This window comes from Geodermatophilus tzadiensis (genome assembly GCF_003002915.1).
In the GTDB taxonomy this organism is placed as follows: Bacteria; Actinomycetota; Actinomycetes; order Mycobacteriales; family Geodermatophilaceae; genus Geodermatophilus; species Geodermatophilus tzadiensis.
Genome location: NZ_PVTG01000005.1, coordinates 126,472 through 152,887, shown reverse-complemented (window position 1 = coordinate 152,887; position 26,416 = coordinate 126,472). Strand labels below are relative to the sequence as shown.

Annotated in this window: 20 protein-coding genes; 7 read left to right on the top strand and 13 right to left on the bottom strand. The window is 74.6% G+C overall.

Translation table 11 applies throughout. The annotated features are described in order from the left end of the window. Positions 1-43 precede the first annotated feature (43 nt). A complete protein-coding gene (locus tag LY71_RS09060) occupies positions 44-2,578 on the bottom strand; it encodes an ATP-dependent Clp protease ATP-binding subunit (protein ID WP_106276645.1) in 2,535 nt (844 codons plus the stop codon). A gap of 212 nt (positions 2,579-2,790) precedes the next feature. Between LY71_RS09060 and LY71_RS09055 the strand changes: the two genes are divergently transcribed. Both LY71_RS09055 and LY71_RS09050 read left to right on the top strand, forming a co-directional pair. Further along, positions 2,791-3,720 (top strand): COX15/CtaA family protein, encoded by a 930-nt coding sequence (locus LY71_RS09055; protein WP_106276644.1) that lies wholly within the window; start codon positions 2,791-2,793, stop codon positions 3,718-3,720. A gap of 34 nt (positions 3,721-3,754) precedes the next feature. Continuing rightward, positions 3,755-5,212 carry an MDR family MFS transporter gene (locus LY71_RS09050; protein ID WP_245887779.1) on the top strand — a complete coding sequence of 486 codons (1,458 nt, stop codon included), beginning with the start codon at positions 3,755-3,757 and terminating at the stop codon, positions 5,210-5,212. 115 nt (positions 5,213-5,327) lie between these two features. Here the strand turns inward: LY71_RS09050 and LY71_RS09045 are convergent, their stop codons facing one another. Continuing rightward, positions 5,328-6,242 (bottom strand): heme o synthase, encoded by a 915-nt coding sequence (locus LY71_RS09045; protein ID WP_106276643.1) that lies wholly within the window; start codon positions 6,240-6,242, stop codon positions 5,328-5,330. Between the two features lie 153 nt (positions 6,243-6,395). Continuing rightward, positions 6,396-7,883: a DNRLRE domain-containing protein gene (locus tag LY71_RS23080; protein WP_211297229.1), complete on the bottom strand. Its 1,488-nt coding sequence runs from the start codon at positions 7,881-7,883 to the stop codon at positions 6,396-6,398. 458 nt (positions 7,884-8,341) lie between these two features. On the opposite strand from LY71_RS23080, the gene tkt reads away from it, so the two are divergent. The 5 genes from tkt to pgl all read left to right on the top strand — a co-directional run bounded on the left by tkt (position 8,342) and on the right by pgl (position 15,433). Continuing rightward, on the top strand, positions 8,342-10,570 hold the full coding sequence (tkt, locus tag LY71_RS09030; protein ID WP_106276640.1) for a transketolase: 2,229 nt from the start codon (positions 8,342-8,344) through the stop codon (positions 10,568-10,570). Positions 10,571-10,654: 84 nt separating this feature from the next. Continuing rightward, entirely contained in the window at positions 10,655-11,758 is a 1,104-nt protein-coding gene (gene tal, locus LY71_RS09025) for a transaldolase (protein ID WP_106276639.1), read from the top strand. 162 nt (positions 11,759-11,920) lie between these two features. Next, entirely contained in the window at positions 11,921-13,438 is a 1,518-nt protein-coding gene (zwf, locus tag LY71_RS09020) for a glucose-6-phosphate dehydrogenase (protein ID WP_106276638.1), read from the top strand. A gap of 25 nt (positions 13,439-13,463) precedes the next feature. Continuing rightward, positions 13,464-14,618: a glucose-6-phosphate dehydrogenase assembly protein OpcA gene (locus LY71_RS09015; protein WP_106276637.1), complete on the top strand. Its 1,155-nt coding sequence runs from the start codon at positions 13,464-13,466 to the stop codon at positions 14,616-14,618. Further along, positions 14,615-15,433: a 6-phosphogluconolactonase gene (gene pgl, locus LY71_RS09010; RefSeq protein WP_106276636.1), complete on the top strand. Its 819-nt coding sequence runs from the start codon at positions 14,615-14,617 to the stop codon at positions 15,431-15,433. The genes LY71_RS09015 and pgl overlap by 4 nt, the downstream gene beginning before the upstream one ends. Positions 15,434-15,544: 111 nt before the next feature. On the opposite strand, the gene LY71_RS09005 is transcribed toward pgl, so the two are convergent. The 10 genes from LY71_RS09005 to uvrC form a co-directional block, all read right to left on the bottom strand. After that, positions 15,545-15,886 carry an RNA polymerase-binding protein RbpA gene (locus tag LY71_RS09005; protein WP_106276635.1) on the bottom strand — a complete coding sequence of 114 codons (342 nt, stop codon included), beginning with the start codon at positions 15,884-15,886 and terminating at the stop codon, positions 15,545-15,547. A 136-nt stretch (positions 15,887-16,022) separates the two neighbouring features. Beyond that, positions 16,023-16,256, bottom strand: coding sequence for a preprotein translocase subunit SecG (secG, locus tag LY71_RS09000; protein WP_106276634.1), 234 nt, complete (start codon positions 16,254-16,256; stop codon positions 16,023-16,025). A gap of 35 nt (positions 16,257-16,291) precedes the next feature. Beyond that, positions 16,292-18,100 (bottom strand): ABC transporter substrate-binding protein, encoded by a 1,809-nt coding sequence (locus LY71_RS08995; protein ID WP_106276633.1) that lies wholly within the window; start codon positions 18,098-18,100, stop codon positions 16,292-16,294. 30 nt (positions 18,101-18,130) lie between these two features. Beyond that, a complete protein-coding gene (tpiA, locus tag LY71_RS08990; RefSeq protein WP_106276632.1) occupies positions 18,131-18,958 on the bottom strand; it encodes a triose-phosphate isomerase in 828 nt (275 codons plus the stop codon). 10 nt (positions 18,959-18,968) lie between these two features. Then, positions 18,969-20,162 (bottom strand): phosphoglycerate kinase, encoded by a 1,194-nt coding sequence (locus tag LY71_RS08985; protein WP_106276631.1) that lies wholly within the window; start codon positions 20,160-20,162, stop codon positions 18,969-18,971. 4 nt (positions 20,163-20,166) lie between these two features. Then, complete coding sequence (gap, locus tag LY71_RS08980) at positions 20,167-21,171, bottom strand: type I glyceraldehyde-3-phosphate dehydrogenase (RefSeq protein ID WP_106276630.1); 1,005 nt, start codon at positions 21,169-21,171, stop codon at positions 20,167-20,169. A gap of 131 nt (positions 21,172-21,302) precedes the next feature. Next, on the bottom strand, positions 21,303-22,277 hold the full coding sequence (whiA, locus tag LY71_RS08975) for a DNA-binding protein WhiA (protein WP_425283686.1): 975 nt from the start codon (positions 22,275-22,277) through the stop codon (positions 21,303-21,305). 43 nt (positions 22,278-22,320) lie between these two features. Next, on the bottom strand, positions 22,321-23,325 hold the full coding sequence (locus tag LY71_RS08970; RefSeq protein ID WP_106276629.1) for a gluconeogenesis factor YvcK family protein: 1,005 nt from the start codon (positions 23,323-23,325) through the stop codon (positions 22,321-22,323). Beyond that, complete coding sequence (gene rapZ, locus LY71_RS08965; RefSeq protein WP_245887777.1) at positions 23,325-24,308, bottom strand: RNase adapter RapZ; 984 nt, start codon at positions 24,306-24,308, stop codon at positions 23,325-23,327. Before rapZ ends, LY71_RS08970 begins: the two co-directional genes overlap by 1 nt. After that, a complete protein-coding gene (gene uvrC, locus LY71_RS08960; RefSeq protein ID WP_106276628.1) occupies positions 24,305-26,371 on the bottom strand; it encodes an excinuclease ABC subunit UvrC in 2,067 nt (688 codons plus the stop codon). The genes rapZ and uvrC overlap by 4 nt, the downstream gene beginning before the upstream one ends. Positions 26,372-26,416: the final 45 nt, after the last annotated feature.

The following is a 26,416-nucleotide window of genomic DNA, read 5'->3' as shown; positions in this document are numbered from 1 at the left end:
CGCGCTGGTCAGGGGCCGGGTGAGCCAGGTCACGGACGCCGGGTCAGCCCTGCGCCGCCACCGGCTCGGCGTCCCCGACCGACAGGTCGAGGCGGCCGTCGCGGACGCCGACCTCCACCGTCCGGCCGGCGCCGACGCGGCCGTCGAGCAGCAGCCGGGCCAGCGGGTTGTCGACCTCCCGCTGGATGGCCCGGCGCAGCGGGCGGGCGCCGAACTGCGGCTCGAAGCCGTGCTCGGCGATCCAGGCCACCGCCTCGTCGGTGAAGCGGACCTCGATGCCCTGCGCCGAGAGCCGGCGGCGGGTCTCGTCGAGCAGCAGCCGGGTGATCTGCTGCAGCTGCTCGCTCTCCAGCTGCTGGAACACCACGATCTCGTCGATCCGGTTGAGGAACTCCGGCCGGAACGAGTCCCGCAGCCGGCGCAGCAGCCGGTCGCGCAGGCCCGCGTCGGCGGCCGCGCCGTCGCCGGTGCCGAAGCCGAGCGGGGTGTTGCGGCCCTGGATCAGCTCCGACCCCAGGTTGCTCGTCATGATCAGCACGGTGTTCCGGAAGTCCACGGTGCGGCCCTGCGAGTCGGTGAGCCGGCCGTCGTCGAGCACCTGCAGCAGGGTGTTGAAGACGTCCGGGTGGGCCTTCTCGACCTCGTCGAGCAGCACCACCGAGTACGGCCGGCGGCGGACGGCCTCGGTGAGCTGGCCGGCGTCCTCGTAGCCGACGTACCCGGGCGGGGAGCCCACGAGGCGGCTGACGGTGTGCCGCTCCTGGAACTCGCTCATGTCCAGCCGGACCATCCGGTCCTCGTCGCCGAACAGCGCCTCGGCCAGCGCCCGGGCCAGCTCGGTCTTGCCGACGCCGGTGGGGCCGAGGAAGAGGAACGACCCGATCGGCCGGTCGGGGTCGCCCAGGCCGACGCGCGAGCGGCGCACCGCCTCGGCGACCACGCGCACGGCGTCGTCCTGGCCGACGACCCGCCGGTGCAGGTGCCCCTCGAGGTCGAGCAGCCGCTGCACCTCCTCCTGCGTCAGCTGCGCGACCGGGATGCCGGTCTGCCGCGACACCACCTCGGCGATGTCCTCGACGCCGACCTCCGGGACGCCGGACTGCCCGCCGCCGGTGCGCGCCTGCTCCAGCCGGGCCTGCGCCTCGGCGAGCTGGTCGCGCAGCTCCGAGGCCCGCTCGTACTGCTCGGCGGCGACGGCCTGGTCCTTCTCCCGCTGCAGCCGCTCGACCTCCTGCTCGAGGCCGCGCAGGTCCGTCGGCGGGGTCTTCACCCGCCGCCGCACCCGGGCGCCGGCCTGGTCGATGAGGTCGATGGCCTTGTCGGGCAGGTGCCGGTCGGTCACGTAGCGGTCGGAGAGCTCGACCGCGGCGCGGATGGCGTCGTCGGTGAACCGCACGCCGTGGTGGGCCTCGTAGCGGTCGCGCAGGCCGCACAGGATCGACACGGTGTCCTCGACGTCGGGCTCGGCCACCAGGATCGGCTGGAACCGCCGCTCCAGCGCCGCGTCCTTCTCGATGTTGCGGCGGTACTCGTCCAGCGTCGTCGCGCCGATGATGTGCAGCTCGCCGCGGGCCAGGGCCGGCTTGAGCATGTTGCCCGCGCCGCTGGAGCCCTCGGAGGAGCCCGCGCCGACGACGGTGTGGAGCTCGTCGATGAAGACGATGACCTCGTCGGAGTGCTCGCGGATCTCGTCGATGATCTTCTTGACGCGCTCCTCGAAGTCGCCGCGGTAGCGGGTGCCGGCGACCAGGCCGGTCAGGTCGAGCTCGACCAGCCGCCGTCCGCGCAGCGTCTCGGGGACGTCGCCCTCGACGATCTGCGCGGCGATGCCCTCGACGATGGCGGTCTTGCCGACGCCGGCCTCGCCGATGAGCACCGGGTTGTTCTTCCGCCGCCGGGACAGCACCTCGACGGTCTGCTCGATCTCCTGCTCGCGGCCGATGACCGGGTCGATCCGGCCGTCGCGGGCCATCTGGGTGAGGTCGCGGCCGAACTCGTCCAGCGTCGGGGTGCTCGACCCGCCCTGCCCGGGGGCACCGGGGCGCCCGCCGCCGGGCTGGGGGGCGCCGGTCGCGGCCTGCTGCAGCGCCTCCGGGGTGACGCCGCGCTCGCGCAGCACCCGCCCGCCCGGGGAGTCGGGGTTCACGGCGAGGGCGAACAGCAGGTGCTCGGGACCGATGTAGGTCGAGCCCAGGGCGCGGGAGACCCGGTGGGCGTCGAGCAGCGCCCGCTTGGCCGCCGGGGTGAGCGACGGCGGCTCGTCGCGGGGCTCGCCGCGCTGCAGCTGGGGCTCGAGCTGGGAGCGCAGCTGGTCGGGGTCGACGCCGCTGCGGGCGAGGAACTGCCGGGTCGTCTCGTCGCCGGTCATCGCCCACAGCAGGTGCTCGGTGTCGAGGTCGGCGCTGCCGGTGGCCACGGCCTGGTGCGCCGCGGCGTTGACCAGCTGGCGGGCCTGCTGGCTGAGGAACTGGGTGATGTCCACGCGCTGCCGCTGCTGCGGCGCCCCGCCACCGAGGAAGCGGGCGAAGAAGTCGTCGAAGGGGCTCCCGTAGGGGCCCGGGTAGTAGGGGCTGGTCATGCCTCACGTCCAAGGGGAGTCGGATCGGTCGGAGGCGCTCCCTCGGGGAGGGCTCCCGCTGGGACCCCCGTACCCGGATGCGCACCCCGACACCGGGAGCGGCTCGGCGGCCGCTCGTGTCCGGTACAGCGCGCGACCGGCCTGCGGCCTTCCGCGGTGTGATCCGCCCTGAGCGAACCGGGAGGCGCCGCTCCCGCGGCTAGCATCGGGACGTGCCGGTCTCCTCCTCGCTGGTCTCGCGGGTCGCCCTGGTCAACCTGGTCGCCAACGGGGCGATCGTCGTCACCGGCGGCGCCGTCCGGCTCACCGGCTCGGGCCTGGGCTGCCCCACCTGGCCGCGGTGCACCGACGCGAGCTTCGTGGCCACCCCGGAGCTGGCCGGGCACGGTGTCATCGAGTTCGGCAACCGGCTGCTCACCTTCGTGCTCGCCGCCGCCGCGATCGCGCTGCTCGTGGTGGTGTTCCGCTCCGCACGGCGCGACCTGCGCCCCCTCGCCGTCCTCGCGTTCCTCGGCATCCCCGCGCAGGCCCTGCTCGGCGGGGTGACCGTGCTGACCGGCCTCAACCCGTGGACGGTGGCCGCGCACTTCCTGCTGTCGTCGGTGCTGGTCGCGCTGACGACGGTGCTGTGGCTGCGCTCCCGCGAGCCCGGGGTCGGCCGGCCGGTGGTGCGCCGCCCGCTCACGCTGCTGGTCGGTGGCACCGCCGCGGTGACCGCGGTGGTGCTCGCGCTGGGCACCGTGGTCACCGGCAGCGGCCCGCACAGCGGCGACCTCGACGAGTCCGGCGCGCCGAGCGGCGGGCGGATGGGCTTCGACCCCGAGACGGTCAGCCAGCTGCACGCCGACGCGGTGTTCCTGCTCGTCGGGCTGACCGTCGCGCTGCTGGTGGCGCTGTACGCCACCGACGCCCCGGGGCGGGTCAGGCGGGCCGCGCGCGACGTGCTCGTCGTCCAGCTGCTGCAGGGCGTCGTCGGCTTCGTCCAGTACTTCACGCACCTGCCGGTCGCGCTGGTGCTGCTGCACATGCTGGGCGCGGTGCTGGTGACCGCCTACACCGCCCGCCTGCTGTGGTCGGTGCGCGGCCCGGCCAGCGAGCGGCCGCTCGACAGCCCCGCCGTCCCCGCCGCCGCCACCCGCTGACCGGCGTGGTCCTCGGCACCCCCGGCCCGGGGCGGTGAGCGGGCGGGCGAGCGCGGCGTCGTCGGGCGTGGGGCTGCGCTCGGAGCGCGGCCCGGTCCTCGTCGGCGTGATGCTGTCGACGGCGCTGGTGGCCATCGACGCCACCGTCATCGCCACCGCCGTCCCGTCGGTGGTCGCCGAGCTCGGCGGGTTCGCCGAGTTCCCGTGGCTGTTCTCCGTCTACCTGCTCGCCCAGGCGGTCACCGTCCCCGTCTACGGCAAGCTGGCCGACTCCTTCGGGCGCAAGCCGGTCATGCTCGTCGGCATCGGCCTGTTCCTCCTCGGCTCGGTCCTCTGCGGCGCCGCCTGGAGCATGGGCGCGCTCATCGCGTTCCGGGCGGTGCAGGGCCTGGGTGCCGGCGCGGTCCAGCCCATGTCGATGACGATCGTCGGCGACCTGTACTCCCTCCGGGAGCGGGCCCGGGTGCAGGGCTACATCGCCAGCGTCTGGGCGGTGTCCTCGGTGGTGGGCCCGACGCTGGGCGGGGTCTTCTCCGAGTACGTGAGCTGGCGCTGGATCTTCTTCGTCAACGTCCCGCTGTGCCTGGTGGCCGCGGCGGCGATCGGCCTGCGCTTCGCCGAGCGAGTCGACCGCCGGCCGCCGCGGTTCGACCACACCGGCGCCGCGGTGCTCACCGTGGCCCTGACGCTGCTGGTCCTCGGCCTGCTCGAGGGCGGCCAGGCGTGGGCGTGGAGCTCGCCGCAGGGCGTCGCCGTGCTCGGGGGCGGCGCCGTCCTGCTCGGCGTCTTCGTGCTCGTCGAGCGCCGGGCGGCCGACCCCGTCGTCCCCCTGCGGCTGCTCCGCAGCCGGCTGCTGGTGGCCACCAACGTGGTCTCCGCCTGCGTCGGCGCAGTGCTGCTCGGGCTGACCTCCTACGTCCCGACCTTCGTGCAGGACGTGCTGGGCACCGGGCCCCTGGTCGCCGGGTTCGCGCTGGCCGCGCTGACCCTCGGCTGGCCGATCTCGGCGTCGCAGGCCGGCCGGGTCTACCTCCGGATCGGGATGCGCGCGACCGCCTGTGTGGGCGCCACCGTCGTCGTCGCCGGCGCGGCCCTGCTGCTCCTGCTGGACGGCTCCTCGGGCGTGCTCCAGGTCGGGGCGACGGTGTTCGTCATCGGCCTGGGCATGGGCCTGACGGCGGCGCCCACGCTGATCGCCGCCCAGGCGGCGGTCGGGTGGCAGCAGCGCGGCGTGGTCACCGGCAGCAACATGTTCTTCCGCTCGGCGGGGAGCGCGGTCGGGGTCGCCGTCTTCGGCGCGGTGGTCAACGCGACGGTCGGCGGGTCCGGCGGCGGGGTGACGCCGGCCGCGCTCACCACCGCGGTGCAGCACGTCTTCCTCGGGACGACGGTCCTCGCCGTGGTGCTGCTGGTCGCCGCGCTGCTCATGCCCCGGGACCGCGGCGGGGCGCCGGTCACGGTGACCGACCCGAGCGAGGCCGCCGCCGGCTGAGCGCCGCGGTCGGGCGGTCCGCCCGACCGCGGCAGGCCGCCGCACGTCGACCTGGTGCTGCCTCAGGCCCGCCGAGGCAGCACCAGGTCGACAGCGCGCGGCGCCGGAGGGCGGGTCAGACCAGGACGTCGATGGCGATGGCGATCGACAGCAGCGTCATGTGCGTGATCGACACCGAGAACAGCTTCATCGGCCGGTCGGGCAGGGCGCTCCGGATGCGGCCCAGCCACTGGTGGGACTCGGCCACGTACCAGGCGCCGAGGAGCCCCCCGCCGATGGCGAACGCCCAGCCCAGCACCGGCGTGATCGAGCCCATCAGCAGCGTGGCGCCCAGGGTGGCCCAGGCCCACGCGACGGACTGCCGGCCGACGCTCGCCGGGCCCGCGACCACCGACAGCATGGGCACGCCGGCGCGGGCGTAGTCCTCGCGGTACCGGCTGGCCAGCGCCCAGAAGTGCGGCATCTGCCAGCAGAAGACGACGGCGAAGAACGCGAGCGCCGGCCACTCCAGCGAGCCGGTGACCGCCGCCCAGCCGATGAGCACCGGCGCCGCCCCGGGGAAGGCCCCGAACACCGTGTTGTGCCGGGTGCGGCGCTTGAGCACCATCGTGTACACGACGGAGTAGGCCAGGATCGCGATCGCGGCCAGAGCCGTGGCGAGCGGCGTGGTGGCCACCCACAGCAGCGTCAGCGACGCCACGGCGAGGACGAGCCCGAAGACGAGGGCCGCCCGCGGGGACACCACCCCGGACGGGATCGGCCGGTCGCGCGTGCGCGACATCAGCCGGTCGATGTCCCGGTCGTACCAGCAGTTGAACACGTTGGCCGCGCCGGCGGCGAACATCCCGCCGACCATCGTGGCGCCGACCAGCCGCCAGGTTGGCCACCCGTCGGCCGCCATCATCATCGCCGGGAGGGTCGTCACCAGCAGCAGCTCGACGAGCTTCGGCTTGGTCAGCGCCACATAGGCGCCCACGACCTCGGACAGGCGGCGGGCGGAGACGACCGGCCGCTCGGAGACGGCCGTCACCGGACGGCCTCCCCGGCGCGCGCGCACGGGCGGCAGGGCACCACCGGGCAGGACGGCAGCACGGAGGTCCCTTCAGACCGGCGACGGAACGGCTCCCACTGTATCCCGCGGCCACCGCGGGGACCGGCCGGGACCGCGGACCACCCCGGATCGTCAGCCGGTGACCACGAGGGTCAGCCGCGGCCGGAGGTCGAGCGCCGGGTCCTCCCTCGAGACGAGGCGCAGACCGTCGTCGACCTGCGCGTACAGCTCCAGGGACAGCTCACCGACCGGCCCGGCCAGCATCAGCGGCAGCGTGACCGGTCCGGGCGCCATCGCGCCGAGGTCCGCCAGCGGAACGGTCGCCGCACGTGTCGGCTGCCGTTTCCAGGACAGCGTCGACTCGCTCCACACCGTCGTCGTGGGCCAGATCACCGGGCCGTCGACGGTGCCGTCGGTCACCTGCACCGTGAGCGCGGCGGAGACGACCGACTCGCCCGGGGCCAGGTCCGGCCGGGGGAAGCGCAGGTAGGAGGTGACCCGGGAGGAGCCACCGGCCGCCCGACTGTCGACCTCCAGCGTCGTCGCGGCGCCCGCCGACCGCCCGGCCGACGCCTGCCACGCCGTGGCGTCGGCGACCGGGTCCAGGGTGACGACACGGGTGTCGTCGGGCTGCCTCAGCGCGTCCAGTCGGTCGTTGGCGTTGCGCAGGGCGCCCAACGCCGGTTTCGGGCTGCCGTCGAGCCGGGTGAGCCCGAAGTTGTTCTCATACGCGTTCCAGTCATCCCGATCACGGATGGTGAACACGAACGCGTGCGTCACGTACGGATACTGCCGCTGCACCATGTCGATCGCCCGGCCCAGATAGTCGGCCTGGGTCGCCTCGTCCACCCCCGCCGACCACCCCTCCCCCGCGCCGGTCGTCCACCCGAACTCGGTGAACCACACCGGCACCGCCGCATCCCCGGCCGCCACCATCACCGCCCGCACCCGCTCCACGTTCGAGATCCGATAGGGATGATCAGCCGGTGGCGCCTCCGGCGGCTCGGCCGCCGGCCCCTGATACGGATGCACCCCCAACGCGTCGAACCACCCCCGCCCCCCCGCGGCGTACAACCCCTCGACCCAGCCGGTGTTCACCCCACTGATCCCTCCCGAGACCACCACCGCACCCGGATCTCCGGCCCGCACCCCGGTGAACCCCGCCCGCAACACCGGCAGGTACACCTCCGGCGCCGTGGCCCCACACCCGGTCCCGGCCGAACAATCCGGCTCGTTCCAGATCTCCCACGCCGCGATCCGCCCCGCATACCGCCCCGCCAACCACGCCGCCACCCGCTGCACCTCCCCCACCCGCAACGCCGGCGGCAACACCGTCAACGACCCACTGCCACTGAGCCAGCCCGGCGTGCACCCCAACGTCGCCAGCACCTGCAACCCCCGCGCCTCGGCCGCGACCACCGTCGCGTCCAACCGCTGCACGTACCACTCCGACACCACCCCCGGACCGGCCTCCTCCACCGAACACCAGCCCACCCCCACCCGCACCCATCCCGACCCCGACTCCACCACCCGATCCAGCACCACCCCGTTCACCGGCCAGTCCCGCCACAACGAGAACACCTCCACCCCCGTCTCCAACACCCGCTCCGGGGAGGTCACGGCCGGAGTCTCGGCGACTGCCCGCGGGGACGTCGGCGGGGCGACGGTGAGCGCGGAGGCGACGGCCAGGGTCACCAACACGGGGGCGAACACACGCCGGGACAGCCGGATCATGGGGAGGTGGTCGGTCACCGGCCGCCGAGGGTTGAACGGATTCACTCGCCCAGGTGGCCGGCTCTCCCGCCGGGGCGGCGGCCGCTGCCGTGTCCTGTCACCCGGCCGGCAGGTCGCCTCCGCGGCCACCGCGGGGACCGGCCGGGATGACTAGGGTTCGATCACGTTGACGCTGCGCGGACAGCGGGTAGGGCCGTCGTCGACGACGACGGAGGTCTCGGGTCACCGACGCCCGGAGGCCGGGCGCCCCACCGGGCACCGCACCGCGTCACCCGCCCGGGAGCACGGGACACCGGTCCCCCGGACGGCCCCCAGACGGCCGACCTCGAGGAGCACCGCCCGACATGACGACTCAGGCCAACGACGCGAGGAGCACGGAGTCCGAGGCCCCCGCCGAGGCCGCCACCGACTCCCCCACCGGCTCCCCCCGCCAGCCGCAGCCGACGCTGCCCGAGGGCTTCGGCGACCTCGACCGCCGCGCCATCGACACCGCCCGCGTGCTGGCCATGGACGCGGTGCAGAAGGTGGGTAACGGCCACCCGGGCACCGCGATGAGCATGGCACCGACGGCCTACCTGCTCTTCCACAAGTGGCTCCGGCACGACCCCACCGACCCGAACTGGGTCGCCCGCGACCGGTTCGTGCTGTCGATGGGCCACTCGAGCCTGACGCTGTACGTGCAGCTGTTCCTCGCCGGCTACGGGCTGGAGGTCGAGGACCTGCAGGCGCTGCGCACCTGGGGCTCGAGGACCCCCGGTCACCCGGAGGTCAACCACACCCCCGGCGTGGAGACGACGACCGGCCCGCTGGGCCAGGGGGTCGGCAACGCCGTCGGCATGGCGATGGCCGCCCGCCGCGAGCGCGGCCTGCTCGACCCTGACGCCCCCGAGGGCGAGAGCCTCTTCGACCACACGATCTGGGCCTTCGCCTCCGACGGCGACCTGGAGGAGGGCGTCAGCGGCGAGGCCTCCTCGCTGGCCGGCACCCAGCAGCTGGGCAACCTGGTGCTCGTCTACGACGACAACCGGATCTCCATCGAGGACGACACGACCGTCGCCTTCACCGAGGACGTCGGCAAGCGCTACGAGGCCTACGGCTGGCACGTGCAGCACGTCGACGACGGTGAGGACCTGGCCGCCGTCGACGCCGCGTTCGCCGCCGCGAAGGCCGAGACGTCCCGCCCGTCGATCATCGTGCTGCGGACGATCATCGCCTGGCCCGCGCCGAACAAGCAGAACACCGGCGCCGCGCACGGCTCGGCCCTCGGCGACGACGAGGTGCGCGCCACCAAGGAGGTCCTCGGCCTCGACCCGGAGCGGACCTTCCAGGTCGACGACGACGTGCTCGCCCACGCCCGCTCGGTGGTCGAGAGGGGCCGCGAGGCGCACGCCGAGTGGCAGCAGCGCTTCGACGCCTGGGCACGGGAGAACGGCGAGCGCGCCGCCCTGCTGGAGCGGATGCGCGAGCGCCGGCTGCCCGAGGGCTTCGCCGAGGCGCTGCCCACCTTCGACGCCGACCCCAAGGGCGTGGCCACCCGCAAGGCGTCGGGCAAGGTGCTCGCCGCGCTCTACCCGGAGCTGCCCGAGCTGTGGGGCGGGTCGGCCGACCTGGCGGAGAGCAACAACACCGCCGTCGAGGGCGAACCGTCGTTCCTGCCGGCCAACCGCCAGACCAAGATGTGGAGCGGCGGCCCCTACGGGCGCACCCTGCACTTCGGCGTCCGCGAGCACGCCATGGGCGCGATCATGAACGGCATCGCGCTGCACGGCGGCACCCGGGTCTACGGCGGCACCTTCCTCACCTTCTCCGACTACATGCGCGGCGCGGTGCGGCTGGCCGCACTCATGCAGCTGCCGGTCGTCTACGTGTGGACGCACGACTCGATCGGCCTCGGCGAGGACGGCCCGACCCACCAGCCGATCGAGCACTTCGCCGCGCTGCGCGCCATCCCCGGTCTCGACGTCGTCCGCCCGGCCGACGCCAACGAGGTCTCCGTCGCCTGGCGCACGGTGCTCGAGCACAACGACCGCCCGGCGGGCCTGCTGCTGTCGCGGCAGAACCTGCCGGTGTTCGACCGCTCGCAGATGGCCTCGGCCGAGGGCGTGGCGCGGGGCGCGTACGTGCTGGCCGACGCCTCGAACGGGCAGCCCGAGGTGATCCTGCTGGGCACCGGCTCGGAGGTGCAGATCGCGGTGGCCGCCCGCGAGCGGCTCGAGGCCGACGGCGTGCCCACCCGCGTGGTGTCGGTGCCCTGCGTCGAGTGGTTCGCCGACCAGGACCAGGCCTACAAGGACGAGGTGCTCCCGCCCTCGGTCCGGGCGCGGGTGAGCGTCGAGGCCGGCGTGCCCCTGGGCTGGCGCGAGTTCGTCGGCGACGCCGGCCGGATCGTGGGCCTGACCCACTACGGCGCCAGTGCCGCCTACTCGGTGCTCTACGAGCAGTTCGGGCTCACCGACGAGGCCGTCGTCGCCGCGGCCCGTGAGTCCCTCGAGGCCGCGGCGTCGGGGAACGCCGTCCCGGCCGGGCCGGTCGCGGCGACCGGCGGCCTCCCCCACCCGACCGGCGACCGATGAAGGACCCCCTTGCCCCCACCGCTCGCGAGCTCGCGGCGGGCCCCTGCAAGGGGGCCACAACCCAGAGTCCGGAAAGGACCTGACATGGCACAGAACGAGAACCTGGCCCAGTTGTCACAGGCGGGCGTCGCCGTGTGGCTCGACGACCTGTCCCGCGACCGCATCCGCAGCGGGAACCTGCAGTCGCTGGTCGACGAGTACTCCGTCGTCGGCGTCACCACCAACCCGACGATCTTCGCCGCGGCGATCAGCGGGTCGGAGTCCTACGACGACCAGCTGCACGCCCTCGCCGTGCGCAAGGTGAGCGTCGAGGAGGCGCTGCGCACGATCACCGCCGCCGACGTCCGCGACGCCTGCGACCTGCTCGCGCCGGTCGCCCAGCGGCAGCCCGGCGACGGCCGGGTGTCGCTGGAGGTGGCGCCGGGGCTGGCGCACGACACCGACGCGACGGCGGCCGAGGCCGCGCACCTGTGGTGGCTGGTCGACCGGCCCAACCTGTTCATCAAGATCCCGGCGACCGAGGCGGGCCTGCCGGCCATCACCACCTCGATCGCGCGGGGCATCAGCGTCAACGTCACCCTCATCTTCAGCCTCGAGCGGTACCGCGCCGTCATGGACGCCTACCTCAGCGGGCTGGAGCAGCGGCTGGCCGACGACGCCGACGCCGACCTGACGCAGATCGCCTCGGTGGCGTCGTTCTTCGTGTCCCGCGTGGACACCGAGATCGACAAGCGGCTGGAGAAGGTCGGCGCCGACCAGCTCAAGGGCAAGGCGGCGCTGGCCAACGCGCAACTGGCCTACCAGGCCTACGAGGAGGTGTTCTCCTCCGACCGCTGGAAGGCGCTCGAGGCCAAGGGCGCCCGCCCGCAGCGGCCGCTGTGGGCCTCGACCGGCGTCAAGGACCCGTCCTACCCCGACACCCTCTACGTCAGCGAGCTCATCGCCCCGGGCACGGTCAACACCATGCCGGAGAAGACGATGAAGGCCTACGCCGACCACGGCGTGGCCGGCACGCCGGTGCAGCAGACCTACGAGGACGCTGCCTCGGTGATGAAGGCCGTCGCCGACGCCGGCGTGGACCTCGACGACGTCTTCCGCGTGCTGGAGGACGAGGGCGTGCAGAAGTTCGTCGACTCCTGGGACGAGCTGACCGCGTCGGTGAAGAGCGAGCTCGAGGACAAGGCGTGACCCTGCGGTCCGACTGCAGCGGCCGCCTGCACCTGAGCGACCGCTCCGCCGGCATCGACCGGCTGACGCGAGCCCTCGGCTGACCCCGCTCCGCGGGACCCCCACGCCCGGCCGGGACACCCGTCCCGGCCGGGCGTCCCGCACCCATCTCCAGGAGGGTCCATGATCCCCAACCCGCTGCGGGACCCGCGGGACCGGCGGCTGCCCCGCGTCCCCGAACCCTGTGCCCTCGTCGTCTTCGGCATCACCGGCGACCTCGCCCGCAAGAAGCTGCTGCCGGCCGTCTACGACCTGGCCAACCGCGGCCTGCTGCCCACCAACTTCGCGCTGCTGGGCTTCGCCCGCCGCGACTGGGGCGACCAGGACTTCGCCGAGCTGGCCCGCGACGCCGCCCGCAACGCCGCCCGCACCCCGTGGCGCGAGGAGGTGTGGGAGCGGCTGGCCAACAGCGTCCGCTTCGTGCAGGGCTCCTTCGACGACGACAACGCCTTCGACGAGCTGGCCGCCACCCTCGACGAGCTCGAGGGCAGCCACGGCATCGGCGGCAACGCGGCGTTCTACCTGTCCATCCCGCCGGCGATGTTCCCGGTGGTGCTCAAGCAGATGCAGCGCACCCGGATGGCCGAGAGCACCCCGGACCGGTGGCGCCGCGTCGTCGTCGAGAAGCCCTTCGGCACCGACCTGGCCTCCAGCCGCGAGCTCAACGAGCTGGTCGACTCGGTGTTCAGCGCCCAGGACGTCTTCCGCATCGACCACTACCTGGGCAAGGAGACCGTCCAGAACCTGATGGCGCTGCGCTTCGCCAACGAGCTGTTCGAGCCGGTGTGGAACGGCCACCACGTCGACTCGGTGCAGATCACCATGGCCGAGGACGTCGGCATCGGCGGGCGGGCCGGCTTCTACGAGAAGACCGGCGCCGCCCGCGACGTGCTGCAGAACCACCTGCTGCAGCTGCTGGCGCTCACCGCGATGGAGGAGCCGGTCGAGTTCTCCGCCGACGAGATCCGCACCGAGAAGCTCAAGGTGCTGCGCGCGGTCTCGCTGCCGCAGGACCTGCGCACCTTCGCCGTCCGCGGGCAGTACGAGCAGGGCTGGCTGGCCGGGCAGCGGGCGAAGGGCTACCGGCAGGAGGAGGGCGTCGACCCGTCGTCGACCACCGAGACCTTCGCCGCCGTCCGGCTGGGGGTGGAGACCCGCCGCTGGGCGGGGGTGCCGTTCTACCTGCGCACCGGCAAGCGGCTGCCCCGGCGGGTCACCGAGATCGCGCTGGTGTTCAAGCGGGCTCCGCACCTGCCCTTCGCCGACACCGACACCGAGGAGCTGGGCAACAACCAGCTCGTCGTCCGCGTCCAGCCCGACGAGGGCGTGACGCTCAAGTTCGGCTCGAAGGTGCCCGGCAGCGTGATGGAGGTCCGGGACGTGTCCATGGACTTCCTCTACGGCGAGCAGTTCACCGAGACCAGCCCCGAGGCCTACGAGCGACTGCTGCTCGACGTGCTGCTCGGCGACGCCACGCTCTTCCCGCGCAACGCCGAGGTCGAGGCGTCGTGGTCGGTGATCGACCCGCTCGAGGAGTTCTGGGCCGGCAGCACGCCCGAGCCCTACCGGGCCGGTGAGTGGGGCCCGCGGGCGGCCGACCGGATGCTCGCCGCCGAGGGCCGCCGGTGGCGGCGTCCGTGAGCGGCACACGCGAGGAGGAGACGACGTGACGACGCTGTGGGACACCACCGGATCCGCGGTGGTCAAGGAGCTGGCCGCGCAGCGGCGGACCGGGGGCGCGGTGCTCTCCGGCGTGGCGCTGACGCTGGTCGTCGTCGCCGACGAGGACCGCGTGACCGAGGCCGAGGACGCGGCCACCGTCGCCGCCGAGCAGCACCCCTGCCGGATCCTGGTGGTGGTGCGCCGGCAGATCGAGGCGCCGGTCCCGCGGCTGGACGCCGAGGTGTCCATCGGCGGGCGACTCGGCCCCGGCGAGGCCGTGGTCATGCGGATGTACGGCCGGCTGGCGCTGCACGCCGAGTCGGTCGTGCTGCCGCTGCTGGCCGCCGACGCGCCCGTCGTCACCTGGTGGCACACCCAGCCGCCGTCGCGGCTGACCACCGACGCGCTCGCCGTGATCGCCGACCGGCGGATCACCGACAGCACCTCGGCGCCCGACCAGCTCGCCGCGCTGCGCACCCGCGCGCAGGACTACGCCCCCGGTGACACCGACCTCGCCTGGACCCGCACCACCGCCTGGCGGGCGACGCTCACCTCCGCGGTCGACTCGGTGGCCGGCCGCCGCAGCGACGCCGTCCGGGTGCTCGGCGGCCGGGTCGAGGGGCAGCCCGGCGCGGCCACCGCCCGGCTGCTGGCCGGCTGGCTGTCCTCGCGCTCCGGTGCGGACATCGACGTCGTGCAGGCCACCCGCCACGCCGGGGACACCGGCGTCGACTCCGTCGTCCTGCAGCTCGACCAGGACGAGGAGGTGCGGGTGCACGCCGACCGCCGCGGCGGCGCGGTGATCAGCCAGCCCTACCGGCCCGACGCGACGATGGCGCTGCCCGACCGGTCGCTGGGCGACCTGCTCGGCGAGGAGCTGCGGCGGCTGGACCCCGACGAGCCCTACGCCGAGGCGCTCGAGGTCACCACCGGGGTCACCGGCCTGGCCGGGCGGGCCGCGGTGCGCGCGCACGTCTGGGTCGACCCCGCGGAGCAGGACGGGCACGGCGCCTCCCCGGCCTCGGAGGACGACGTCGCGGAGGGCAGCCCGCACGGCGAGGCGCCCACCGTGCCGCTGGACTCCGAGGGCGCCGACGAGGTGGCCGAGCACGGTGAGCACGACACCCCCGACCCGACGGCGCCCGAGGCGGTCCGGTGACGCTGTCCCCCGGCGAGCGGATCGCCGCGCGGCTGGCCGAGCGCACCGACGGCCCGGTGCCCGACGTCGTGGTGGAGCCCGACGCCGAGCAGCTGGCGCGGGCGGCCGCGGCCGCGCTGGTCGCCCGGCTGACCGCCGCCCAGGCGGTGCACGGGACGGCGTCGGTCGTGCTCACCGGCGGCGGCGTGGGCACCGCGGTGCTGCGGCACGTGGCCGGGCTGGCCGAGGAGCCGGCCCCCGGCCAGGACGTGGACTGGACGGCGGTCGACGTCTGGTGGGGCGACGAGCGCTTCGTCCCCGCCGGCGACGACGACCGCAACGAGAAGGGCGCCCGTGAGGCGCTGCTCGACCGGGTGGGGGTGCCCGCGGAGCGGGTGCACGCGATGCCCGCCTCCGACGCCGGTCTCGGCACCCCCGAGGAGGCCGCGGAGTGGTACGCGGGGCAGCTCGCGGCCGCCGCGCAGGACGGTCCGCTCCCCCGGTTCGACGTGCTGCTGCTGGGGATGGGCCCCGAGGGCCACGTGGCGTCGATCTTCCCGCGCTCGCCGGCGGCCTCCGACGAACGCCCGGTGGTCGCCGTCCGCGACTGCCCGAAGCCCCCGCCGACGCGGGTGAGCCTCGGCTTCGCCGCGATCACGAGCGCCGAGGAGGTGTGGCTGCTGGTCTCCGGCGAGGGCAAGGCGGAAGCGGTGGCGACCGCGCTCGGCGGCGCGGACCCCCTCGACCTGCCCGCCGCCGGGGCCCGCGGCCGCCGGGCCACCCGCTGGCTGCTCGACGCGGCGGCGGCCGGCCGGCTGCCCGGCGCCCGGGAGTAGCCGGCGGGCGGGCCGGGATCAGGTGACCTGATCGTCGAGCGTCCTACCTGACCGTGGGAGGTCGGGTGGGACGCGCTGGGATCAGGTCACCTGATCGTCGCGCGGGGCGGCTCAGGCGCCGCGGCGGGCCCGGAGCTTGGCGAGGGCCTCCTCGAGGAGCGCGTCCCCGTCGGCGTCGCTGCGCCGCTCCCGCACGTAGGCCAGGTGCGTCTTGTACGGCTCGGTGCGCGGCGCCGGCGGAGGCGCCTGCTGGTCCTGACCGGCGGGCAGTCCGCACCGGGGGCAGTCCCACGTCTCGGGCACCTCGGCGTCGGTGGCGAAGGCCACCTGCGTCTCGTGCCCCTGGCTGCACCAGTAGGACATCCGGTTGCGTGGCGCTGCCTCACCGCGCTCGGCCTCACCCATCGGACCCGCACCGACCCGGGTCCCCCGGATCGCGTTGCCACCAGCCACGAGCGTCCCCTCAGAACCGACGTGCCGTCCGTGCCACGGCGCAGTCGCACCGCCCGGGCAGTCTATGGCCTGCGGCGTTCACTCCTGGTCACGATCTCGCGGCTTTTCTCCCAGTTCAGACCTGGGGAGGGGCCGTTCAGACCTTGAGGAGGATGCCCAGCGTCACGATGCACACGCTCCAGACCAGGCCGGTGAGCACGGTGAGCCGGTTGAGGTTCTTCTCCACCACGGAGGACCCGGACAGCTGCGAGGACACCGCGCCGCCGAACATCGAGGACAGGCCCCCGCCCTTGCCGCGGTGCAGCAGGATGAGCACCACGAGCAGCACGCTGGTCAGCACCAGCACCACGTTGAGGCCGATCTCGAACACGACCCCAGGGTAACGGGTGCCCGCGAGCGCCCCGCTCAGCGCACGCCGGCGGTGGCCAGGTCGTAGCCGGCGTAGGGCTGCATGACCACGCCGTTGTGCAGCCGCTGGCCGGCCAGGAGCTGCACCCGGGCCTCCACCAGCGGCACGTAGGCGTCGGTGGCGCGGGCGGCGGTGGCGAGCTCGCGCCAGCCCGACACGGCGGCGCCGGCGTCCGGGGCGGCGCGGGCGGTGTCGACCAGGCCGGACAGCGCCGGGTCGGTGAGCCGGGCGTAGTTGGTGTTGCCCGGGTCGGTCACGGAGCGGCCGTCGGCCAGCGGCACCAGGAACGAGCCCGGCGTGGGGAGGCCGGCCCGCCAGGTGACCAGCACGACCCCGAAGCCGTTGCGCGCGACGTTGTCCGGCGAGCCGACGTCGGTCGCGTAGAAGCTGGCCGCCGGCAGCGGGCGGACGTCCACCTCGATCCCGACGGCACCGAGCTGGTCGGCGATCTCCTCGGCGACGTCGATGCTGGCCTGCGCGTCGGGGACGGCGAGCACCGTGCTGAAACCGTCGGGCCGCCCGCAGGCGGCGAGCGCGGCGCGCGCGGCACCGGGGTCGGGACCGGGATCGGGGTCCTCGGGACCGCCGGCGATCGCCCGCGGCCACAGCTGGGAGGTGCGGACGGCGTTGTCCGCGCCGCCGACCGCCTCCTGGACGGCGCCGCGGTCGACCGCGGCGGCCACCGCGGCCCGGCAGCCGGGGTCGTCCATCGGCGCCACGTCGGTGGGCAGCGCCAGCATCCGCACCGCGCCGCTGGTCACGTCGTCGACCCGGTCGGCCAGCGGCACCTCTCCCCCGCCCTCGGCCAACCGGGAGCTGGTGGCCGGGTGCACGCCGGCGCCGGAGACGTCGACGTCGGCCGACCCCGCGAGCAGCATCTGGTCGCGCTCGAGCTGGGACAGCCCGGTGCGGACGACGACCCGGTCGGGCAGCGCGGTGCGCAGCCCGTCGCTGGCGCGGTCCCACTGCGGGTTGCGGTCGAGCACGATGCCGGTCTCGGGGTCGACGGTGGTGACCGCGTAGGGCCCCGAGGAGACCGGGTCCGCGCCGTAGCCGGCGCCGGTGTCGTTCTCCGCCGGCACCGGGCTGCTCGCGGGCAGCGCCAGCACGTGCGGGAAGTCCGGCTCGGCGTAGCGCAGCCGGAACACGATGGTGAGGTCGTCGGGCGTCTGGACCGAGGCGAGCCCGAGCCGGGCGGGATCCTCGTCCTGGTAGGGCCCGGGGTAGGGGTTCGCCCGGTCGTCGAGCAGGCCCACCGCGTAGGTGGGGCCGCCGACGACGACGTCGGAGGCGAAGGAGCGCTCGATGCCGTACTTGACGTCGCGGGAGGTGATCGCCCGGCCGTTCTCGAAGCGGGCCCCCTCGCGGAGGGTGAACGTCCAGGTCAGCCCGCCGTCCTGGGTGGTGCCGGTGTCCGTGGCGAGGTCGGGGACCAGCTCGGCGGTGCGGCCGGGCTCGGAGGAGTAGGTGACCAGCGTGCGGGTGTAGAGCCGCATGAGGTTCCACACGCCGGGCTGGTAGGACACCTGCGGGTCGAGGCTGTCGACGTCGCCGGTGACCACGCGCAGCGTCCCGCCGGTCCGCTCCGAGGCCGCGCGCACGCCCTCGACGCCGGCGTCGGGCCCGTCCCCGAGCACGGGCACCGCGGTGGCCGACTCCCGCCCGCCGCCGCAGCTCACCGCCAGGACGACCACGAGGACGACGACGACCGCCAGCCCGAGCACCCGGCCGGGGGCACCGCGCAGCCACGCGGGCAGCCGGCGTCCGGACCGGGAGCGGGTGGGTCCCTGCTGCGTGCTGTCCACCCACCCGCCCCCACTGGGCCGCCGGGGCTGCTAGCTGCCCTCGGCGGCGATCCGACAGATCTGCGCGAACTCGTCGGCGTCCAGGCTCGCGCCACCGACCAGTGCGCCGTCGACGTCCGGCCCGGCCAGGATCCCGGCCGTGTTCGCGGCCTTCACCGACCCGCCGTAGAGGATACGGACGATCCCTGCCGTCTCGGTGCCGAAACGCTCGGCGAGCCGTGACCGGAGGGCACCGCACACCTCCTGAGCGTCGTCGGGGGTGGCGACCTCGCCGGTGCCGATGGCCCAGACCGGCTCGTAGGCGATGACGATGCCGGTGCCCTCTCCCGGGCCGGTGAGCTGCTCGGCCGACAGGCCCTCGAGCGCGGCGTCGAGCTGGGCGGTGCAGTGCGCGACGTGCTCGCCGGCACGGCGGACGTCGAGCCCCTCCCCCACGCAGAGGATCGGCACGAGGCCGTGCCGCAGGCTGCTGCGCACCTTGGCGGCCACCACCGCGTCGTCCTCGGCGTGCAGCGCGCGCCGCTCGGAGTGCCCGACGACGACGTAGCGGCAGGCCAGGGCGGCGAGCATGCCCCCGCTGACCTCACCGGTGTAGGCGCCGGAGTCCTCCGCGGAGACGTCCTGCGCGCCGTAGCCGACGTCGAGGTCGTCGCCGGTCACCAGGGTCTGCACGCTGCGCAGCGCGGTGAACGGCGGGAGGACGACGACCTCGGCGGCCTCCAGCTCGGGCTCCGTGAGGCTGAAGACCAGCTTCTGCACCAGGCCGATGGCCTCCAGGTGCGTCAGGTGCATCTTCCAGTTGCCCGCGATGAGCGGGCGCCGGCCCTCGCGCCGGACCGGCGGCTTCCTGCGTGCCATCTGCGCCTCCTCAGTCGGCGAGCACCGCGAGGCCCGGGAGCTCCCGGCCCTCGAGGTACTCCAGCGACGCGCCGCCGCCGGTGCTGATGTGCCCGTAGGCCGCCTCGTCCAGGCCGAGCACCCGGACGGCGGCCGCGGAGTCGCCGCCGCCGACGACCGACAGCCCGTCGACGGCGGCCACGGCCCGGGCCACGCCCCGGGTGCCGGCCTGGAACGGCGCGAGCTCGAAGACGCCCATCGGGCCGTTCCAGAACACCGTGCGGGCACCGGCCAGCTCGCGGCCGAACGCCTCGACGGTGCGCGGGCCGACGTCGAGGCCCATCCGGTCGTCGGGGATCTCCTCCACCGGGACGACGCCGGTGTCGACGTCAGCGCTGAACTCCGGCGCGACGACGACGTCGAGCGGCAGCACGATCCGCTCGCCGGCCTCGGCGAGCAGCCGGCGGCAGGTGTCCACCTGGTCGGCCTCGAGCAGCGACCGCCCGACGCCGAGACCCCGGGCGGCGAGGAAGGTGAAGCACATGCCGCCGCCGACCAGCAGCCGGTCGACCTTGGGCAGCAGCGCCTCGATGACGGCGAGCTTGTCGCTGACCTTGGAACCGCCGAGCACCACCACGTAGGGCCGCTCGGGGTCGGTGGTCAGCCGGGTCAGCACGTCGAGCTCGGCGGCCACCAGCCGCCCCGCCACGTGCGGCAGCCGCCGGGCGACGTCGTAGACCGACGCGTGCTTGCGGTGCACCGCGCCGAAGGCGTCGTCGACGTAGACGTCGGCCAGCGCGGCCAGCCGGTCGGCCAGCCCGCCCCGCTCGGCGTCGTCCTTGCTGGTCTCGGCGGCCTCGAAGCGCACGTTCTCCAGCAGCAGCAGGTCGCCGTCCCCGAGGGCCTCGGCCCTCGTGCGGGCGTCGTCGCCGGCGACGTCGGCGGCCAGCGGCACCCCGGTGCCGAGCAGCTCACCGAGCCGCTCGGCCACCGGGGCCAGCGAGTACTGCGGGTCCGGCGCGCCCTTGGGCCGGCCCAGGTGCGCGGCCACGACGACGCGGGCACCGGCGTCGCGCAGCGCCTGCAGCGTCGGGAGGCTGGCCCGGATGCGGCCGTCGTCGGTGATGGCGCGGGTCTGCTTGTCGAGGGGGACGTTCAGGTCGGTGCGCACCAGCACGCGCCGGCCCGACACCCCCTCGGCGAGCAGGTCGTCGAGGGAGCGCATCGGGTTACAGCGAGCGGCCGACGAGCTCGACGGAGTCGACCAGCCGGTTGGAGTAGCCCCACTCGTTGTCGTACCAGCCGAGCACCTTGACCATCGGGCCGAAGACCTTGGTCAGCTTGGAGTCGTAGATGCACGACGCCGGGTCGGTGACGATGTCGGAGGAGACGATCGGCGCGTCGGTGTACTTCAGGTAGCCGGCCAGCGGGCCGGCCGCGGCCTCCCGGTAGGCGGCGTCGATCTCGTCGGCCGAGGCCTCGCGGGAGACCTGGACGGTGAGGTCGGTGGCCGAGCCGGTGGGCACGGGGACGCGGACGGCGTAGCCGTCGAGCTTGCCCTGCAGCTCCGGCAGCACCAGGCCGATGGCCTTGGCCGCGCCGGTGGAGGTCGGGACCATGTTGAGCGCGGCGGCGCGGGCGCGCCGGAGGTCCTTGTGCGGGCCGTCCTGCAGGTTCTGGTCGGCGGTGTAGGCGTGGATCGTCGTCATCAGGCCGCGCTCGATGCCGAAGACGTCGTGCAGCACCTTGGCCAGCGGCGCCAGGCAGTTCGTGGTGCAGGACGCGTTGCTGATGATCGTCTGCGAGCCGTCGTACTTCTCGTGGTTGACGCCCATGACGATGGTCAGGTCGTCGCCGGTGGCCGGCGCCGAGATGATGACCTTCTTGGCGCCACCCTTGTCGACGTGCTGGCGAGCGGCCTCCGCCTTGGTGAAGAACCCGGTGGACTCGACGACGACGTCGACGCCCAGGTCGCCCCACGGCAGGTCGGCCGGGTCGCGCTCGGAGAGCACCTTCACCGTGGCGCCGCCGATCTTGATGCTGTCGCCGTCGGCGGCGACGTCCTCGGACAGCACGCCCAGCACGCTGTCGTACTTGAGCAGGTGCGCCAGGACCTCGGGGCTGGTCAGGTCGTTGACCGCCACGATCTCGAGGTCCTTGCCGCTGGCCGCGGCCGCCCGCCAGAAGTTGCGCCCGATCCGGCCGAAGCCGTTGATGCCCACCCGTACGGTCACAGTGACCTCCTGTGCTCGGTTGTCGCCTCCGGTCGACCGCGCGGGCGCGCGGCCGCGATCGGCGACGACCCTATCGGCCGCGCGCGGCGTCGTCCGGTCGAGCCCCGGCCGGTCCGGCCGGGGCCCGCCGGCTACTGGGCGAGCATGTCGTCGGTGACGACCGACTCGGTGTCGGGGATGCCGAGGTCCTTGGCCCGCTTGTCGGCCATCGCCAGGAGACGCCGTATCCGGCCGGCGACGGCGTCCTTGGTCATCGGCGGGTCGGCGCGCTGGCCGAGCTCCTCCAGCGAGGCCTGGCCGTGCTCGAGGCGCAGCCGCCCGGCGACCAGCAGGTGCTCCGGCGCGTCCCCGGCGAGGATCTCCAGGGCCCGCTCCACCCGGGCGCTGGCCGCGACCGCGGCACGGGCCGAGCGGCGCAGGTTGGCGTCGTCGAAGTTGGCCAGCCGGTTGGCCGTGGCCCGGACCTCGCGGCGCATCCGCCGCTCCTCCCAGGCCAGGACGGCGTCGTGGGCGCCCATGCGGGTGAGCAGCGCGCTGATCGCGTCGCCGTCGCGGACGACGACCCGGTCGGCGCCGCGCACCTCGCGGGCCTTGGCGGCGATCCCGAGCCGGCGGGCGGCGCCCACGAGGGCCATCGCCGCCTCCGGACCCGGGCAGGTGACCTCCAGGGAGGACGAGCGGCCGGGCTCGGTGAGCGAGCCGTGCGCGAGGAAGGCGCCCCGCCAGGCGGCCTCGGCGTCGTTGATGCTGCCCGAGACCACCGACGGCGGCAGGCCGCGCACCGGGCGGCCGCGCTGGTCGACCAGCCCGGTCTGCCGGGCCAGGCCCTCGCCGTGCTTGGCGATCCGCACGAGGTAGCGCACGCCGCGGCGGATGTTGCCGCCGGCCAGCACGCTCACCCCGCTGGTGTAGCCGTAGACCTCGCTGATGTCGCGCCGCAGCCGGCGGGCGACCGAGCCGGTGTCCAGCTCGGCCTCGATCACCACGCGGCCGCCCACGATGTGCAGGCCCCCGGAGAAGCGCAGCAGCGCCGTCACCTCGGCCTTGCGCTCGGAGGTGCGCGTGCACTCCACCCGGGACAGCTCGTCCTTGACCATGGCGGTCATCGCCACGACGACCACCCCCTGCTCTGCGGCGCCATGTCCGGCGTCACCTCTCCCCCTCGTACCGTCCGGGCACCTCGGTCCCGCTGCGGACCCCTCCCCGTTCCCGCGGCCCGGCCACCGGTGCCAGCGCGGCTGCCAGCCGCGCGGGGTCGTGGCGCGGCTGGCCGTCGAGCTCGGCGACCGGAGCCAGCACGAGCTCGGCGCCGCACTCACGCACTGCAGACAGCAGACCACAGCGGTCAACCACCGATTCAGCGTCGGCGATCACCGTGTGCAGCGCCACACCGTCCAGGTGGGCCTGCAGCACCCGCAGGTGCTCCTCCGGCGAGAAGCCGTCGGTCTCCCCGGGCTGCGGTTCCAGGTTGAGCACCACCACGACCCGGGCCGGCGTCTCGGCGAGCGCCCGGCGCAGCCTGGGCACCAGGAGGTGCGGCAGCACCGAGGTGTACCAGGACCCGGGGCCCAGCGACACCACGTCGGCGGCGGCGATGGCGGCCAGCACGTCGGGGTGCACGGGCGGGTCGGGCGGTGCGACGAGGATCTCGCGCACCCGGCCGGGGGTGGAGGCGATGGCCGCCTGCCCGCGGATGGTGCGGGTGCGCGCCGGGTCGTCGGGGTCGGCGGTCTCCACGCGGGCGACCAGGTCGAGCGGGACGTCGGCCATCGGCAGCACCCGCCCGCACGCGCCGACCATCGCGGCGACCGCGTCCAGGGCGCGGACGGTGTCGCCGCCGTGCAGCTCCACCAGTCCGGTGAGCAGCAGGTTGCCCACCGGGTGCCCGGCGAGCACGCCGGTCCCCCCGAGCCGGTGCTGCAGCAACCGGGCCATCTCCTGACGGGCGGGGTCCTCCCCCGCCAGGGCGGCCAGCGCCATCCGCAGGTCACCGGGCGGCAGCACCGGCATCTCGCGGCGGATCCGCCCGGACGAGCCGCCGTCGTCGGCGACGGTGACGACGGCGGTCAGCTCGGTCGTGAGCCGGCGCCAGGCCGCCAGCGCCGCGGCCAGGCCGTGGCCGCCGCCGAAGGCGACCACCCGGGGCCCGCCCACTACTCCCGCCCCAGGTCGCGGTGGCGCGCGACCGCGTCGATGCCCTCGGCGCGCAGCCGCCGGGCGAACTCCTCGGCGATGGCGACGCTGCGGTGCTTGCCGCCGGTGCAGCCCACCGCGAGCGTCAGGTAGCGCTTGCCCTCGCGCCGGTAGCCGGGCACCAGCAGGCGCAGCACGTCGGTGTAGCGGTCGAGGAACGGGCCGGCGTCCTCCTGGCCGAGGACGTAGTCGCGGACGTCGGGGTCCTGCCCAGTGTGCGGCCGCAGCTCGGGCAGCCAGTGCGGGTTGGGCAGGAACCGGGCGTCGACGACGAGGTCGGCGTCCAGGGGCAGGCCGTACTTGAAGCCGAAGCTGAGCACGGTCGCCGTCAGCGGCGGGGTGCGGCCCTCGCGGGCGAAGGCGTTCTCCAGCGTCGCGCGCAGCTGGTGCACGTTGAGGTCGCTGGTGTCCACCCACAGGTCGGCCTCGCCGGCGATGCCGGTGAGCAGCTCCCGCTCGGCGGTGATCCCGTCGATCAGCCGGCCGCTGCCCTGCAGCGGGTGCTCGCGCCGGTTGGACTCGTAGCGGCGCACCAGCACCTCGTCGCGGGCGTGCACGTAGACGACGCGCGGGTGGTGGCCGGCGCCGCGCAGCACCCGGATCGCCTCCTGCAGGTCGCTGGAGAAGGCCCGGCTGCGGACGTCGACGACGGCGGCGAACCGGCGGACGTCGCCGCGCGCGCCGAGCTCGACCATCGGCAGCAGCAGCGCCGGCGGCAGGTTGTCGACGACGTACCAGCCGAGGTCCTCCAGCACCCGCCCGGCGCTGTTCTTGCCCGCGCCGGACAGCCCGGTGACCACGACGACCTCGACCGGCGGGGTCTCGGTGCTCGCGGGGTCCAGCCCGGCGGGCACGCCCGACTGGGGCCCGGCGACGCCGTCGCCCGGGGACGCGACGGGACCGCCGGCCGCGGTGCCCGCGCCCGACCCGGTGGGGCCGCTCACGAGGCGACCCGGCCGACCTCGGCGGTCTCCCCGGCGTCGGCGCGCGGGGTGCCCCGCTCGGCCGGCCCGGCAGGCGCCGTGGTGCCCTCGACGACGGTGTCCCCGGCGAGGGCGTCGTCGGCGTCCTCGGCGGCCGGCTCGGCGGCGTCGGCCGCGGGCTCGGCGACGGCCGCCAGCACCGCCTCCGCCGTCCGCCGGCCGATGCCGGGCACGGCCACCAGCTCGTCGACCGAGGCCGCGCGCAGCCGCTTGAGCGACCCGAACTGCTTCATCAGCGCCTTCCGCCGCGTCTCCCCGAGACCGGGGACGTCGTCCAACAGGGAGACCAGCATGCTGACGGACCGCTTCTGCCGGTGGTAGGTGATGGCGAACCGGTGGGCCTCGTCCCGCACCCGCTGCAGCAGGTACAGCGCCTCGGAGGTGCGCGGCAGGACCACCGGGTCGGACTCCCCGGGCAGCCACACCTCCTCCATCCGCTTGGCCAGCCCGCACACCGCGACGTCGACGATGCCGAGCTCGTCGAGCGAGCGGGCCGCGGCCGCCACCTGCGGGGCGCCGCCGTCGACGACGAGCAGGTTCGGCGGGTAGGCGAACCGGCGCGGCCGGCCCTCCTCCGCGGCGACGCCCTGCTCGTCGCGCCGATCGGCCTCCTCCTTGAGGTGGCGGGCGAACCGGCGGCGGACCACCTCGGCCATCGCCGCGGTGTCGTCGGTGCCGTGCTGGACGGAGAACCGGCGGTAGTCGGACTTTTTGGCCAGGCCGTCCTCGAAGACGACCATCGAGGCGACCACGTTGGTCTGCTGCACGTGCGAGACGTCGATGCACTCGATGCGCAGCGGCGCCTCCGGCAGCTCGAGGGCCTCCTGCAGCTCCGAGAGCGCCAGTGACCGCGCCGTCAGGTCGCTGGAGCGCTTGACCCGGTGCCGGGCGAACGCCTCCTTCGCGTTGCGCTCGACGGTCTCCATGAGGCTGCGCTTGTCGCCGCGCTGGGGCACCCGCAGCGACACCCGCGAGCCGCGCAGCTCGGAGAGCAGGTCCTCGTAGACGTCGGCGTCGTCGGGCAGCTCGGGGACCAGCACCTCCTTGGGCACCGCCTCCCCCGCCTCGCCGATGCCGGTGGCCTCGTCGACGCCGCCGTACACCTGCAGGAGGAACTGCTCCACCAGCTCGCCGGTGGAGACCTCCTCGACCTTGTCGATGATCCAGCCGCGCTGGCCGCGCACCCGGCCGCCGCGGACGTGGAACACCTGGACGGCGGCCTCCAGCTCGTCCTGGGCGAAGGCGACGACGTCGGCGTCGGTGCCGTCGCCGAGGACGACGGCCTGCTTCTCCATGGCCCGCCTGAGGGCGCCGAGGTCGTCGCGCAGCCGGGCGGCCTTCTCGTACTCCATCGCCTCGGCCGCCTCGGCCATCTCCCGCTCGAGGCGCCGGGTCATCAGGTCGGTGCGGCCGGCCATGAAGTCGCAGAAGTCGTCGACGATCGCCCGGTGCTCCTCGGCGCTGACCCGGCCGACGCAGGGCGCGGCGCACTTGCCGATGTAGCCGAGCAGGCACGGCCGGCCGATCTGCCCGGCGCGCTTGAAGACGCCGTTGGAGCAGGTGCGGGCGGGGAAGACGCGGGTGAGCGTGTCGAGCGTCTCGCGGATGGCCCACGCGTGGGCGTAGGGGCCGAAGTAGCGCACGCCCTTCTTCTTCGGCCCGCGCATCACCTGCAGCCGCGGGTAGTCCTCGTTGAGCGTCACCGCGAGGCTCGGGTAGCTCTTGTCGTCGCGGTAGCGGACGTTGAACCGCGGGTCGAACTCCTTGATCCAGTTGTACTCGAGCTGGAGCGCCTCGACCTCGGTGCCGACGACGGTCCACTCGACGCCGGCCGCCGTCGTCACCATCTGGCGGGTGCGCGGGTGCAGGCCGGCGACGTCGGCGAAGTAGCTGTTCAGCCGCTGCCGGAGGCTCTTGGCCTTGCCGACGTAGATCACGCGGCCGTTGGGGTCGCGGAACTTGTAGACCCCGGGTGACTCCGGGATGCTGCCGACCGCGGGGCGGTACGTGGACGGGTCGGGCATGGCTCCCAGGTTAGGTCGGGCGGACGACACCGGTGTGGTTCGCCC